Origin of the sequence: Acinetobacter sp. 1294596, assembly GCF_000582925.1 — a bacterium.
GTDB classification, from domain to species: Bacteria; Pseudomonadota; Gammaproteobacteria; order Pseudomonadales; family Moraxellaceae; genus Acinetobacter; species Acinetobacter radioresistens.
Genome location: NZ_JFCC01000002.1, coordinates 74,290 through 88,643, shown reverse-complemented (window position 1 = coordinate 88,643; position 14,354 = coordinate 74,290). Strand labels below are relative to the sequence as shown.

At 42.6% G+C, this 14,354-nt stretch carries 12 protein-coding genes; 3 read left to right on the top strand and 9 right to left on the bottom strand.

What is annotated here, in order from left to right; genetic code table 11:
- Nucleotides 1-48: 48 nt before the first annotated feature.
- From glyS to J502_RS01715, 3 genes are all read right to left on the bottom strand, one after another.
- The gene (gene glyS, locus J502_RS01725) at nucleotides 49-2,118 is read right to left on the bottom strand and encodes a glycine--tRNA ligase subunit beta (protein ID WP_034682879.1); all 2,070 of its coding nucleotides are present in this window, start codon (nucleotides 2,116-2,118) and stop codon (nucleotides 49-51) included.
- Nucleotides 2,118-3,107: a glycine--tRNA ligase subunit alpha gene (gene glyQ, locus J502_RS01720; protein ID WP_005018241.1), complete on the bottom strand. Its 990-nt coding sequence runs from the start codon at nucleotides 3,105-3,107 to the stop codon at nucleotides 2,118-2,120. Before glyQ ends, glyS begins: the two co-directional genes overlap by 1 nt.
- 261 nt (nucleotides 3,108-3,368) lie before the next feature.
- Entirely contained in the window at nucleotides 3,369-3,827 is a 459-nt protein-coding gene (locus J502_RS01715) for a hypothetical protein (protein WP_005018242.1), read from the bottom strand.
- Between the two features lie 208 nt (nucleotides 3,828-4,035).
- Between J502_RS01715 and J502_RS01710 the strand changes: the two genes are divergently transcribed.
- A complete protein-coding gene (locus tag J502_RS01710; RefSeq protein ID WP_034682876.1) occupies nucleotides 4,036-5,142 on the top strand; it encodes an HPP family protein in 1,107 nt (368 codons plus the stop codon).
- 77 nt (nucleotides 5,143-5,219) lie between these two features.
- On the opposite strand, the gene J502_RS01705 is transcribed toward J502_RS01710, so the two are convergent.
- Nucleotides 5,220-5,489: a PspC domain-containing protein gene (locus J502_RS01705; RefSeq protein WP_034682873.1), complete on the bottom strand. Its 270-nt coding sequence runs from the start codon at nucleotides 5,487-5,489 to the stop codon at nucleotides 5,220-5,222.
- A gap of 350 nt (nucleotides 5,490-5,839) precedes the next feature.
- Here J502_RS01705 and J502_RS01700 point away from each other — a divergent pair, with 350 nt between their 5' ends.
- Nucleotides 5,840-6,502, top strand: coding sequence for a hypothetical protein (locus J502_RS01700; protein WP_227499304.1), 663 nt, complete (start codon nucleotides 5,840-5,842; stop codon nucleotides 6,500-6,502).
- A 93-nt stretch (nucleotides 6,503-6,595) separates the two neighbouring features.
- Here the strand turns inward: J502_RS01700 and J502_RS01695 are convergent, their stop codons facing one another.
- Nucleotides 6,596-8,419 (bottom strand): acyl-CoA dehydrogenase C-terminal domain-containing protein, encoded by a 1,824-nt coding sequence (locus J502_RS01695; protein ID WP_034682871.1) that lies wholly within the window; start codon nucleotides 8,417-8,419, stop codon nucleotides 6,596-6,598.
- Nucleotides 8,420-8,662: 243 nt separating this feature from the next.
- On the opposite strand from J502_RS01695, the gene J502_RS01690 reads away from it, so the two are divergent.
- Nucleotides 8,663-11,053: a hypothetical protein gene (locus tag J502_RS01690; protein WP_034682870.1), complete on the top strand. Its 2,391-nt coding sequence runs from the start codon at nucleotides 8,663-8,665 to the stop codon at nucleotides 11,051-11,053.
- A 53-nt stretch (nucleotides 11,054-11,106) separates the two neighbouring features.
- Here the strand turns inward: J502_RS01690 and aroE are convergent, their stop codons facing one another.
- From aroE to ribA, 4 genes are all read right to left on the bottom strand, one after another.
- Nucleotides 11,107-11,898 carry a shikimate dehydrogenase gene (gene aroE, locus J502_RS01685; protein ID WP_034682867.1) on the bottom strand — a complete coding sequence of 264 codons (792 nt, stop codon included), beginning with the start codon at nucleotides 11,896-11,898 and terminating at the stop codon, nucleotides 11,107-11,109.
- A gap of 123 nt (nucleotides 11,899-12,021) precedes the next feature.
- Nucleotides 12,022-12,228 carry a hypothetical protein gene (locus J502_RS16470; RefSeq protein ID WP_005018267.1) on the bottom strand — a complete coding sequence of 69 codons (207 nt, stop codon included), beginning with the start codon at nucleotides 12,226-12,228 and terminating at the stop codon, nucleotides 12,022-12,024.
- A gap of 339 nt (nucleotides 12,229-12,567) precedes the next feature.
- Nucleotides 12,568-13,509 (bottom strand): oxygen-dependent coproporphyrinogen oxidase, encoded by a 942-nt coding sequence (gene hemF / locus J502_RS01675; RefSeq protein WP_026443875.1) that lies wholly within the window; start codon nucleotides 13,507-13,509, stop codon nucleotides 12,568-12,570.
- Between the two features lie 134 nt (nucleotides 13,510-13,643).
- A complete protein-coding gene (ribA, locus tag J502_RS01670) occupies nucleotides 13,644-14,246 on the bottom strand; it encodes a GTP cyclohydrolase II (protein ID WP_005407243.1) in 603 nt (200 codons plus the stop codon).
- Nucleotides 14,247-14,354 lie beyond the last annotated feature (108 nt).

Genomic DNA, 14,354 nt, shown 5'->3' with positions numbered 1-14,354 from the left:
CCCACTAACTTATAGCGGGGTTCTATAGACTTTTCAACTAATTAAAGCTTAGTGCTGCAACACCGAAATATCAGCTACTTTGGTAAACAAATCACGAAGCTGTGCAAGCATACGTAAACGGTTTGCTTTCAGCTCAGCATCATCTGCCATCACCATAACACCGTCAAAGAACGCGTCCACTGGCACACGAAGAGCAGCAAGTGCAGACAACGCAGCAGTGTAGTCTTTGGCAGCAAATAATGGCTCAACCACAGGCGTAATTTTCGCAAGTTCAGCAAATAATGCTTTTTCAGCATCTTCAACCAGGTTCGCTTCAACCACTGAACCTTCAGGTGCAGCTTCTTTCGCCAGAATATTTGCAACACGCTTGTTTGCAGCAGCCAATGCAGCAGCTTCAGGCAGATTGCGGAAATGGTTAACGGCATTAACACGTTTGTCAAAGTCAAGCGGAGAAGCAGGTGACATCGCCTGGACTGCCTGAATGACATCTACCTGAACACCTTGGTCTTCATATTTGGCCCGGTAACGGCCTTCAAGGAAGGCAACTGCATCACTACGGGTTTTATTCGGATCAGTAATCAGCGCGCCATAGGCATGCAGGGCAGAGTTCACCAGTGCTTCAATCGTTACATCGAGATTATTTTCAATAATCAGGCGCAAGATACCAATTGCCGAACGGCGAAGTGCAAACGGGTCCTTTGAACCTGTAGGAGCCTGCCCAATTCCAAAAATACCTACCAGCGTATCCAGACGGTCGGACAGTGCAATCGTAGTGCCTGTTTTGGTTTTTGGTAAAACATCACCTGCAAATTTTGGCAGATACTGCTCGCCAAGCGCTTCAGCGACTTCATCGTTTTCACCCTCAAGTCGGGCATAGTATGTCCCTGCAATCCCTTGAAGCTCAGGGAATTCACCTACCAGCTCGGAAGTCAGGTCGCATTTAGACAGCATGGCGGCTCTTTCAGCGTCAGCAACCTGTGCACCTGTAAACTTGGTCAGTTCCACAGCCAGCATTGCGATACGTACAGTCTTGTCCCATAAGGTGCCAAGCTGTGCCTGAAATACCATGTTAGCCAGTTTTTCTGAACGTGAAGCCAGCGGCTGTTTCTGATCCTGCAAAAAGAAGAACTCAGCATCTGAAAGACGTGGACGAACAACTTTTTCATTACCTTCAATAATCTGCTTCGGGTCTTTTGACTCAATATTCGATACGGTAATAAAATAAGGCTGAAGCTTGTGGTCGCTGTTGACCAGACAGAAGTATTTCTGGTTATCCTGCATGGTCGTGATCAGTGCTTCTTGTGGAACGGCAAGAAAACGCTCTTCAAAGCTGGCACGCAGAGCCACCGGCCATTCTACCAGTGCAGTTACTTCATCACGCAAGTCAGCCGGTACAATGGCAATTGCATTGACTTCATCAGCGAGAGCTTTTACCTGCTGGTCAATAATGGCTTGACGTTCTTCAAATGAAGCTACGACTTTAGCTGCACGCAGTGCATCCAGGTAGGCATCAGCATTTGCAAGTGTAATTGCGTCTGGTGCATGGAACCGGTGACCATAGGTTACATTAGCGGCTGTATGGTCCTGAATAGTAGCATCAATGACCTGATCATCTTTTAGTAATACTACCCATTTGACTGGCCGTACAAATTCAGTACGGCTGGCTGCTGAGCGCATACGTTTTGCCACAGGCAGATGATCTAAAGCAGTTTGCAGGATTTGTGGCAGTAATACATCCAGACTCTGACCTTTTACATCTTTTAAGTAGCAGACCTTTTCAACTTTACCTGCCTGGAATGTTGATACTTGATCAATACTGATACCCTGACCACGCATAAAGCCTTCTAAAGCTTTGGTTGGTTTGCCTTCAGCGTCATAAGCCGCTTGAACCGCAGGACCATCAAAACGCTTCTGTGTATCTGCTTGTGCACCATCGACATTCACAATTTTAAGGGCTAAACGACGTGGGGCAGCATAAGCTTCGATTGAATCAAAGGCTAGACCAGCATCTTTTAAACCTTTCACTGTTTCTGCCAGTAAGGCATCTCGTAGGGTCTTCAGGCTTTTTGGAGGAAGTTCTTCACAGCCAAGTTCAAATAAAACTGTATGTTTAGACATTATTTGTTCTCCGCTGATTTTTCTGCCTGAGCAGCATCATTTTCCGCTTGAGCTTTAAGCTGGGCCAAGACTTCATCACGCAGATGAGGCTCGGCCATCGGGAAGCCTAGTTTGGCACGGGCCTGTACATAACTCTGTGCAATGGCACGGGCCAGTGTACGTACACGCAAAATATAGCGCTGACGTTCAGTCACAGAAATCGCACCACGTGCATCAAGCAGGTTAAAGCTATGTGAAGCTTTGATCACCTGTTCGTATGCCGGCAGTGGAAGTTCTGCTTCCATTAAACGGCTGGCTTCAGTTTCGTAAAAATCAAACAGTTCAAATAGTTTTTCAACTGGCGCATATTCGAAGTTATAAGTGGACTGTTCTACTTCATTCTGGTGAAACACATCGCCGTAAGTGACCGTACCAAATTGGCCTTTAGTCCAGACCAGATCATAAACCGAGTCTACACCTTGCAGGTACATGGCCAGACGCTCAAGACCGTAAGTAATTTCACCTGTAACCGGATAGCACTCTACGCCACCAACTTGCTGGAAATAGGTAAACTGTGTCACTTCCATACCGTTCAGCCAGACTTCCCAGCCCAAGCCCCAAGCGCCAAGTGTTGGAGATTCCCAGTTGTCTTCTACAAAACGGATATCATGTGTTAGCGTATCAATACCAATAGCCTTTAATGAATCCAGATAAAGCTGCTGGATATTATCCGGATTAGGCTTCAGCACTACCTGGAATTGGTAATAATGCTGTAAACGGTTTGGATTCTCACCGTAACGTCCATCTTTAGGACGGCGTGATGGCTGGACATAAGCCGCATTCCAGGTTTCAGGGCCTAATGCACGCAGAAAAGTCGCAGTGTGGAAAGTACCTGCACCCATTTCCATGTCGTAAGGTTGTAATACGACGCAGCCTTGCTCGGCCCAGTAATTTTGTAAGGCAAGAATTAAGCCTTGAAATGTATCAATATGTGATATGGCGCGACTCATGTAGCATCCACTAGAATATGAGAAAAAATTGTCCCTAAGTATAGGGAATTTGCAGGGGAGTGGCAAAGAATTCTATTTAAGAGTGCGAATCATGAGTTAAAGCAGAATTTTCAAGTCAGACCAGGCTTATTATTAAAATCAGTTCAACTTTTTTATACAGATAAAATTCCACCAAACAGGTATTTAAACCTAGATTCTAGAAAATAAACCAGCATAAAACCTGATTTAGCTATAGCGGAATTCCTGTCCTTCAACTATTCATCAGTAGGTTTTTAACTTGTTAAAATGTGCAATCGCTGGGGCAGGCTGTGAATCAAAATATTTAAGTAGCAACCAGTAAAAGAATCCGGTCAATAAGGCCATCATATAATAGCCGCCACTTAAATAAAGTTCCCAGCCCATTGAAATATTATGATTGAGTATGAGCTGCAACAAAGTCAGCATAATTAACCATACACTTATAGAGCCGACTAAAATAATTCCCAGATTTAGATGAAATTTGAGTTGTATAAGCTGAGATAAGCCATAAGCAAACGGTAATGCTAGAATACAGTAAACTGCATAAATCATGACAGCTACAAACAGAATACTGACTACAGAGGATAACTGGCCTGCACCATTGGCGGCTGCCGAGAAAATTAAAATCACCAGCAGGCTTGGTATCGGTGCCAGAAGCAAAGAGCGTATTAAAGCTGTATTGCTATAGATTTTATTGTTCATATCATCCAGTCTTGATTAATCCCTGATCAATTATGAGTAAATAACAGAGCCAAGTAAGTATAAAGCCGAGAAAAGTTAAGTAACGCTAAGAAGCGTTGTGACTGCATTACAAAAAAACCAATATTGTAAAGATATAAAATCAATGCACCTTAATAAGGCTTAGGCGTATACTCGCCCTGTTTTTTATCTAACAAGAACAGGTTGTGCAGTGAGTAATTCACAGTTTTGGCTAGACACCCTTAAACCTAATTTTAAAACGCTGCCTTTAAAAGAGCGCTTACTCTGTGGTTGTGGCGCTCTGCTGGGACTGGCGATTTCATCAATTATTAGCTGGTATACACTGGGCGGAATCAATGCCTGGTATATTGCGCCTATGGGTGCTTCCTCGGTTTTATTATTTGCAGTGCCGGCCAGTCCACTGGCGCAGCCCTGGAACATGGTGGTGGGCAATACCATTGCCGGATTAATTGGTGTCAGTTGTGCTTTATGGATTCCTGATCTTACTTCTGCGTTTAGCTTGGCCGTTGGCCTATCTATTTTCTTGATGATGACTACAGATTCATTACATCCGCCTAGCGGAGCTGTAGCAATTACGGCAGTTTTGGGTGGCGAGGGTATACATCATCTAGGTTATCATTTTTTATTTTATCCCGTGTTACTAAATTCGGTTTTATTGCTGGGTTTTGCTATTTTTTTTAATCGTCTGTTAGGGAAGCATTATCCTCATCCACGGCAGGTAAATGAGCGTTCCAAAGACCCGACGCCTACCCAGAAGGTGACCATTCAGCCACAGGATATCCAGCAGGCACTTGAGCATCAGACCGAGCTTCTTGATATCAGTCAGTATGACTTGGAAAAAATTATTCTAGAAGCCCAAGAACGGGCAAATGAACGCATAGTTTTACACTATCACTGTCGTGATATTATGAGCCGTGACGTCATTGTGCTGCATGAAAACGATGATATTCATAAAGCCTTAGACAAGTTCAAACAGGTCAATTTAATGAGTCTGCCCGTAGTGAATGCCTCAGAGCATTTGGTGGGTACACTTGCGTTATATGATGTGGTCGAGTGGTTTAAGCGCGGTGCAGATTACCGGGCATCATGGGAGTATCTGGTAAAACAGATTATGAACCGTAAGGTGGTGACAGTTCACCCTGAACAGCCAATTCAAGATTTGGCGCCCTATTTTGTAGAGAAATCTTTTAACTATATACCTGTAGTTGAAGCAGAACAGTTAATTGGAATTATTAGCCGGGCAGATATGATTGCAGCCATGCAGCAAGAAATTCTGCATTTGCGCCAGAAACCATAATTTATAGATAAATAAGAAGGCTACGGCTGTCTAGGGGCACAACCGTAGCGACCAAACTGGTTAGAGAGGAGAGCTATTTAGCGTTTCACCTTATGTTCATCATAAACAGTACGTACTGGCTGCTGATAATTTTGTGGCGATGCATCCAGATGATAATCACGTTTAGGCATTAATAGCCATAAAATCAGATAAACCAGAATTCCAGGAAAAGCTGCACTCATAATCGAGATCAAGACAAAAATGATGCGCAGCAGATTGGCATTCCAGCCAAAACGTTCTGCAATACCGCCCATTACGCCGGCAATCATGTTTTGTCGGTTAGAACGATATAAGCCAGAATCTGACATCGAAGTCTCCTCGCTGTAAAAAATAAATCTGATAACGAAACAATCATTACCCTCAATATTTATATAGTGATGAATGAATACCTTTTAAAGACGTATGTTCAGTAACTTGGTTAAGTTATGTAAGCAGGAGTTCAAATTTCTATAATTTGACCACTAAAATACCCTTAAAGTTATTTCCAACTCAGGAAGTCGACTTTATTTTTATTGGTATGCCTTCTCTACTCTTTTGAGTATTTAATTTAACTTGAGCGACAATGGTATTGAAACGCCTGATTTTAATGATAAAAGTGTATTGAAAATACATTTATTGGCCTGTATAAGCCGAATGTCGTCGGACCAACAAGTGAGTGATGAATAGAAAAATGCCTGTTCTAGCCAGAGTCTGTACCATTGTGTTATTAGGCGCATTGATGGGTGGCTGTGATCTCTCGCAGTCAGAAACACGGGAAAGCTCACCTCTAAGTCAGGGTCAGCTCCCTTCTTTGAATAATATAAATTATACTGATGAAAGTTTGGTGACAGGCCGAAAACTGACTGAGGTTGCAGGCCGTGCGTCTTTGCCAGTACTGCAAAATGAGCAGAATGAAGAAGTACGCAGTACAAATTTACAGTATGCAGGACGTTACTATACGCAGGTTCCCTGTCAGGATGCTTTTGTAAATTGTGGCAAAGGAAGGGCAGAATATATTTTAAATTTGCTGCCTGACGGCAGTGCCCACCGTATGATCGCTACATTTGGCCGGGTGCAACCTGGCGTAGACAGGCCTGATATAGCGCAGCGCCGTTTTTATCGCAAAGATCACTGGTCTGTTGATCAGGCTAAGAATGAAATTATTGTGCACTTGGCTGAAGGGGTCAATTTTTATTATCGTGTTGATCCCAAGCAGAATCTGGTCATGAATCTCTATAAGACCTTGCATGCTAATGATCAGCGGGTAATACAGACTTTTATACAGCAGCATCCATTACCTGAACAGCCCTATAAACTGGTCAAAGATGCAGTAGAGTTTTAAGACTTGGAATAATTTAGAATCAATAATAGTCTGAAGTTAAAAAGAGCGCCTAAGCGCTCTTTTTAAAGAATATCTTATGTTGAAATGATGAGCTTAGTAGTCAAAGCTGAAATGTTCAGCTGCCAGAGAAGTCATGGTACGTGAAGGATTCACCATGGCTTCAGCATGGCCTTGTGCACGTGGCAGCATACGTTCGAAATAGAAGTCTGCAACCTTGATTTTAGCTTTATAGAATTCAGGAGTTTCTTTACCTTCACCCGATTCAAGTTTTTCTGAAGCCACTGCAGCCTGCTGGGCCCAGAAATAAGCCATCATGGCGTATCCAGAGAACATGAGATAATCAAAAGAGGCACTTGAAACAATATCCCGGTCTTTACGTGCAGCCAGCATGATACGTACAGTAAGAGCATTCCACTGAGCACAGATTTTAGTCAGGTCCCAGGCAAAACGGCGCATATATTTGTTGCGTGCATGACGGCCACTGAATTTTAAAATTTCAGCGGTATAATCACGAACGACTTTACCTTTAGAAGACAGCAAAACTTTACGGCCAATCAAATCCAGTGCTTGCACACCGGTTGTACCTTCATACAAGGTGGCAATCCGTGCATCACGAACGATCTGCTCCATGCCCCATTCTTTGATATAACCATGACCACCAAAGACCTGCATACCATGGTTAGCTGCTTCAAGACCAAGTTCGGTCAGAAAGCCTTTTAAAATAGGCGTATAAAAACCGAGTTTATCATCGTATTCTTCATATTCAGCATTGTCACCGCGGGTAAGGGCATCTGTCATTTTATCGGCAAGCTGTGCAGCATGATAAATCATGGCACGGCCACCTTCGGCAATAGCTTTTTGTGTTAGTAGCATACGGCGTACATCAGCATGATGAATAATCGCATCAGCAACTTTTTCCGGATCTTTTTTACCGGACAGGGCACGCATTGACATGCGCTCTTTGGCATAAGGCAGTGCGCCTTGGAATGAAAGTTCAGCATGTGCAATACCCTGAACCGCTGTCCCGATCCGGGCAGTATTCATGAAGGTAAACATGGCATGTAGCCCTTTATTTTGTTCACCAATCAGATAACCGGTAGCATTATCAAAGTTGAGTACTGCTGTTGCAGAGGCCTTGATACCCATCTTGTGCTCAATTGAACCGCAGTTCACTGCATTGCGCTCACCGATACTTCCTTCAGCAGTTGGGAGGAACTTCGGTACGATGAACAGTGAAATACCTTTTGTACCCGCAGGTGCATCTGGCAGACGAGCAAGCACGATGTGTACAATATTTTCAGTCAGGTCATGTTCACCCGCAGAAATAAAGATTTTGGTACCGGTTATTTTATAGGTACCATCAGCCTGAGGTTCAGCTTTAGTCTTTAATTGACCCAGATCGGTACCGCACTGGGGCTCAGTCAAACACATGGTCCCTGACCAGGTACCTGCAACCAGAGGTGGCATGTAAATATCTTTCTGCTCTTCAGTCCCGAATTGCAAAATAGTATTCATGCAACCCATGCTTAAGCCCGGATACATGGTAAACGCCCAGTTGGCTGTGCCCATCATTTCCGACTTGATCAGATTGAGTGACATAGGGAGACCCTGTCCACCATACTGCTCCGGATAAGACAATCCCTGCCAGCCGCTTTGTACAAACTGGTCATATGCTTCTTTATAGCCTTTAGGGGTAGTGACTTCACCGTTGTTCCAGTGACAGCCTTCATCATCGCCGGTTTGATACAGGGGGGAAATTACATTTTCACAGTAATCTGCTGCACCTTCTAGAATCATGTCGACGGTATCACTATCAGCCAGTTCACCATTGGATAAAGTCTGGTAATGGGCTGGATAATCAAAAACTTCGTTCATCAAGAAGCGTGTATCACGAAGGGGAGCTTTATATGCTGGCATGGGTCTTAATCCTAATCTAGAAATTGTTTTGGATTATCTGATGTATGTATTCAATTATTCATAAATTCTATAAAAATACATTGATATGACAGCAAAATTAAAATGTCAGAAAAGCTAATCTAAGCACAATTGCCAATCTTAAAAGGACTTGAGCTTGTTAAAATAAGCTGGATTATCTGTACAGATTAATTTGCAGTTTTTTTAGTTTAAATTATAAATAAATAAGGTGTTTAGAAAAACCTCATGAAATTACAATATTTAACCTTGTGCCTGTTAGGTTTAAGTCTGGGGGCGTGTACACAGCATGTCATTAAAACCAGTCCAGATGCTGCTAAAAGTGCTGGACAGCGCGCGATACATGGTCTTAATTCCATGCTTGAAACCTCGAGCTATGATTATCGTGGCCAATTCTTAGTAAAAGCATCTGCGTTACAAGATATAACTAAAACTCAGGAAGAACAGAAGAAATCGGATCGGTTCGACCACACATTGCAAAAGCAGATTGACCAGTTTTTAAAGAAACAGCATATTTCTCTTACAACACAACAAAAGCAGCAACTTTATCAGGCGATGGACAAGGAAGCTGATCGTTATAGAGCAGCGAGTACAGTTTCCGGGCGCCAGTTTGATGTTTGGGCGTTAAATCTGCTGAGTAATATTCAGTTTGATTATGCTGGTTCAGTACATTATCGCCAGAAACTGGCGTCTCTTAATCTAACGGCAACCTATAAAAAACCGACTCTGCTGGTACAAGCCAAAATTCCAATGGTCGTGGACTTTAAAGATTATAAGTTCTATAGCAATTATTTTGCGCTTATGCCTTATCTGGTCAATCAAGACAGTCAGAGCAGCTTTACCTATATTGACTTTTCCAAATATAAAAGTGATATCAATAGAGTAAACCTGCAAGAACTGGCTGAGTACATTAAGCAGATGAATGCAGTCGCTTACTTGCTAGCAGAGCCGCAACAGATACATTCGCTCGCTCTAACGGCTCAAGACCGTCAACAAGGCCTGGTTGAGAAAGTCCGGTTAGATACCACTCTTGAAGCTATTTCTTTACAATCAAGTCTGTTTAGTCAGCTCAACAAAGGGTACTTATCTCATACCGTCTTAGGTATGCCAGTACAGTCTAAAGACAATCAAATAGCAACCGATGCTGCTAGAGAAAAGGATGACTTTTCACACAAGGTAGAACTGGATATTTTATCTTCTGAAATAGGTGGTAGCGCCGAAACAGAAGCTTACCAGTCACGTGTATTATTAACCCAGTTGGTTAATGAGCACTTGAACCAGTTACAACATCCTGATATGGCAACAGACAGTGCTGTTGAAACCAGTTGTATAACGGACAGCCACAAGAACTGCAGAGATGCAGCCCAACTGACAGAAGATTCTGGACGTTTAGATACTGCTAAAGAGCAGACGTATACAGCGGCTGAAGAGGAAGCGAGCGGTTACCTAACCAAAGAGGAATGTCAAGCATTGCTTCAACAGCCTCAGCAGGTTGCTATGGGGCAGCTGAATGCTTGTCGAAATGAGTATGGTTTAGATGTTTTTCAAAAAAATGTAAAAGATAAGGGAACACTTTATAGTCTCAATGAAGCTTTGCTGAATTTACAGAAGGTATTTCTCCCTTATGAAAAACAGCAGTTGACTACAGCTGAGGAATTTACCGGTTTATGGAAGAATCACCAATCCGATATACAGCAGGCAATGAAGGGGCTTCATCGGCAGACACCATTACAGGTGGATGTTGGACTAGACCAGCAGGGCCGGGTAGTACAGATTAAATATGGCTTGCAGTACACAACACAAAAATATGGTGTACTAAATATAAAAGCTGACATGGATATTTTAAATTATGGTAATGCTACCAAAATTGACCGTGCCCAGTTGCGTAATGCCAAGTCGATTGAAGAAGTCAGTAAAGGCTCAATGTTTGAAAACCTGATTAAAGGATTAGGGCGCTCTATGGGTGAAGACGAGTCATCCAGAACCCATACTCGTAATGAAATGCCTGATTTTGAGCAGCAGGTACATAAGCTGGCAGAAAAGACTTACGCACGTACTCACTCTTACCAGCAAACTTATCAGACTATTTTCCTGATGGAACTGGCAGTTCAACAGCCAGAACTGCTGAATAATTACAGTCCGCAGGCATTACAAGAAATCTCTCAGGTTTATGCGTATCGTTATCAGGACGCTGATCAGAACACACCAGATACACAAGAACTGGCAAAAATTAAAATCTTGCAGGAAAAACATCAGCTCAAGGAAAGTATCCAGTTTGATGAGGTTTTGGGTAAAAGCGTAGACAAAATGGTCTCGGAAGTGATTACAGATGCTGAAGACCGTCAAAACTGGAACAAGCTGGCAACCCAGTACAAACAGCCCCAAGCTCTCTTTATTCAGTATTATATACAGCGTTTTGATGAGGAATATGAAGTTGAGCCAGCTAGCCGTCCCTTTCTGAAAGCAGCCGCAACAGTACTGGTGCGTGCATATAAAGACACTACCCAGAATAATCTTTCAGTAAAAAGTATTCAGCAGCTGACTTTAGATCAGGCCGATTATATTGACTTCGATTTATACCAAGAGACTTATCAAAAATTAAAGCAGCATGTTAAATAAGGCAGTTTAATTCTCTATTATAAAAAGAACCTCAGTTGAGGTTCTTTTTATATTTAATCTAGAAAATCCTGCAATTCTGGTTTAACACCGTGCCAGATTGAAAATGATTCAATTGCTTGTCCAACTAGCATGCCATACCCATCGGCATACTTTACTCCGCGTGCTTTGGCTTGGTCCAGAAAGCTTGAAGCTTTGCCATAAGCCATCTCATAGGCATAGTGAAAGCTCAGACTTTCAGGTAGAACCAGTGCTTCACCAGTTAAACTGGCTGAAGTTGCATTAATCACTAAGTCAAAGTTTCCACTCAGTTCGTTTAATGCCATGGCCTGTAACGTGGTTTGTGGTACGGCTTGCTGCAAATCCTGAACCAGCTGTTCAGCACGACTTAAGGTACGGTTAGCTATAACAATCTTTCTGGCACCTGCCTGAGCCAGAGGATATATCACACCGCGAGTAGCGCCACCTGCCCCAATAATCAGAATTTGACTATTTTTTAGTGGCCAGCCCAAAGCAGTAATGGCGGCCACTAAGCCCTGCCCATCGGTATTGTCTCCATATAGCTGGTCTTTTCCCCGCCATAACGTATTGACTGCTTTGGCAATCTTGGCACGTTCAGTCAGTACATCACATAAGGCAAATGCTTCTTCCTTAAAAGGTACCGTCACATTCATGCCTCGGCCGCCTTGTGTAAAAAAAGCTTTAACCGAAGTTTTAAATGCATCAGGTGCTGCCAGTTGTTTGACATAATTTAGATGAATGCCAGTTTTCTGGGCAAAAGCCTGATGAAGCTCAGGAGAGCGGGACTGCTCAATCGGGTTACCAATGACGGCAAACTGCTGATTCATCTCACAGTATCCATTAAATGAAATGCAGACAATATACGTCAATCAGTAATTTTTGCCCACTGAAGTTAAAAACGGTTTCAATCAAAACTGAAAGCTGAAAATGAATAAAATCCTTAAGCTGACTCAAGGATCACAAATCGAGCGGATAACATCAATGAGGACCGTAACCAGACTTAAAGCCAGTGCAATACCAGCAATCACACTGACTGTTATGGATACGCCATCTGAGATCGTATTATCAGAGACAATTGTTACAGCGATGGAACATAGAAGAATAGAGAAAATACACCATGACAAAATCACAGTATGATTATTTGATTTTCTTAACATTATTTTGCTCAAGATAACCTGTTTAATAGTAGCGGTATAACTCGGCAGACATATCATTACCTTTTCATAGGTAAGAGCGACAACCGGGCCTAAAGAAATAGGCTAATGTATTCTCTTCATAAACATGCAAATATGCACCAAGAGAACTGATCTATAATCAGGATCAATAGCCTGACCAAGTACATAAAGTGTACCTGATATTTTTTAATTTATAAGTATTAAAATGCTAATGAATGAAACACTATGTGAAGCTGTTTAACAAAGTGCAAAGATGTAATTTAAAATTGCATAAAAAAGCTGCTTTAAATAAAGCAGCTCCCATACTTTAAATGCTGAATATTATTGCAATTCATTCAGCCAGTCATGAGGTTTTAAATAATAATCAGTCAGGCGTTTTTCTGGCGAATCCTGTTCCCATTCAGGGCGATATGACCAAGCGGCCAGATTTGGCAAACTGACCAGAATGGATTCAATTCGTCCGCCAGTTTGCAGGCCAAACAGAGTGCCACGGTCATAGACCAGATTATATTCAACATAGCGACCACGACGGTACAGCTGGAATTCACGCTGTGCTTCAGTATAAGGTTTTTCTTGGTTCTTTTGAAAAATTGGTAAAATCGCCTCAAGGTAACCGTTACCTACAGCTTGTATATATTTAAAGCAGGTTTCAAAATCCCACTGGTTTAAGTCATCAAAAAACAGGCCTCCTACTCCGCGTTGTTCGTCACGGTGCTTCAGGTAAAAGTAGTCATCGCACCATTGTTTATGTTCGGTGTATACCTCTTCACCAAAAGGCTGGCAGAGATCATGGGCTTTCTGGTGCCAAGCCCGTACATCTTCATCATCTGGATAAAAAGGAGTAAGGTCAAATCCTCCACCAAACCACCAAACCGGATCTTGGCCTTCTGGTTCAGCAATAAACAGACGGACATTTGCATGTGAGGTTGGGACATTCGGATTTTTAGGATGAATGACCAGTGATACGCCTAGAGCCTGTGCTTTGGCACCTGCAATTTGAGGATGACGTTCGGTAGCTGATGCTGGAAGTCTGGAGATATTGATGTGAGAGAACATCACTCCACCTTTTTCAATCACTTCGCCATTTTGCAATACGCGCGAGCGCCCACCACCACCTTCAGGGCGCTCCCAGTCATCAATTACAAATTGCGCCGTTCCGCCGCCGGCCTGTTCTCGCTGCTCTAACCCGGCACAGATACGTGCCTGCAGATCAAGAAGAAATTCACGAACACGTTGAATATCAGCTGAAGTTGGATTCTGCATGATGACCCTCGAGGGAGAAATAAAAAAGGTTAATCACATCAAAGCATAAAGACATAGAAAAAGTAAGGGATTTTTTCTAATAATATTGAAAAAATCCCTTAAGTTTTTATTTTATCTGGTTTAAAGAAAGTGAATTAGAAGTCATCTTTTTTATAAAGATGTGACATACGCTTATGTTTAGTTTTTAAATATTCTTCATTAAATGGATTTAAGCCCACAGTTAATGGAATACGGTCTACCACGTTTATACCCTGATCCTGCAGCGCTTTAATCTTTAATGGATTATTGGTGATCAGACGTACCTGTTTAACTCCAAGATGATTAAGCATAATTGGACACATATCATAATGACGCGCATCTGCGGGCAGATTTAGCATTAAATTGGCATCGACAGTATCATGACCCTGATCCTGCAGGGCATAGGCACGGATCTTGTTAGTCAGGCCAATCCCGCGTCCTTCCTGACGCAAATACAAGATCACACCTTGACCTGCTTCATTGATTAACTGCTGGGTCGCCTGTAATTGTGGACCGCAATCGCATTTAAGTGATGCAAAGGCATCTCCAGTAAGACATTCAGAGTGAATACGGACCAGCACCGGGCCATCTGGCGGAGTTTCCAGCCCTTTGGAAAGTGCCACATGTTCCTCACCGGTATCCGGATCCTGAAATACACTGATCTTGAACTCACCAAACTTGGTGGGTAATTTGGATGTGGCAACAAATTCAATCGGCACAGCTCAGCTCGTCTTTGTCATAGAAAATCGCTAAAGTATAGCCTAATGCTCGGCTATTGGTAGAATTGCGATACTGAAATTATTGATAAGATTTTCTTTTTTGTAGAA

Bases quoted from the DNA above. Each gene is read 5' to 3' on its own strand.
- glyS (WP_034682879.1), bottom strand. From the start codon at position 2,118: ATGTCTAAACATACAGTTTTATTTGAACTTGGCTGTGAAGAACTTCCT.
- glyQ (WP_005018241.1), bottom strand. From the start codon at position 3,107: ATGAGTCGCGCCATATCACATATTGATACATTTCAAGGCTTAATTCTT.
- J502_RS01715 (WP_005018242.1), bottom strand. From the start codon at position 3,827: ATGAACAATAAAATCTATAGCAATACAGCTTTAATACGCTCTTTGCTT.
- J502_RS01705 (WP_034682873.1), bottom strand. From the start codon at position 5,489: ATGTCAGATTCTGGCTTATATCGTTCTAACCGACAAAACATGATTGCC.
- J502_RS01700 (WP_227499304.1), top strand. From the start codon at position 5,840: ATGAATAGAAAAATGCCTGTTCTAGCCAGAGTCTGTACCATTGTGTTA.
- J502_RS01695 (WP_034682871.1), bottom strand. From the start codon at position 8,419: ATGCCAGCATATAAAGCTCCCCTTCGTGATACACGCTTCTTGATGAAC.
- J502_RS01690 (WP_034682870.1), top strand. From the start codon at position 8,663: ATGAAATTACAATATTTAACCTTGTGCCTGTTAGGTTTAAGTCTGGGG.
- aroE (WP_034682867.1), bottom strand. From the start codon at position 11,898: ATGAATCAGCAGTTTGCCGTCATTGGTAACCCGATTGAGCAGTCCCGC.
- J502_RS16470 (WP_005018267.1), bottom strand. From the start codon at position 12,228: ATGTTAAGAAAATCAAATAATCATACTGTGATTTTGTCATGGTGTATT.
- hemF (WP_026443875.1), bottom strand. From the start codon at position 13,509: ATGCAGAATCCAACTTCAGCTGATATTCAACGTGTTCGTGAATTTCTT.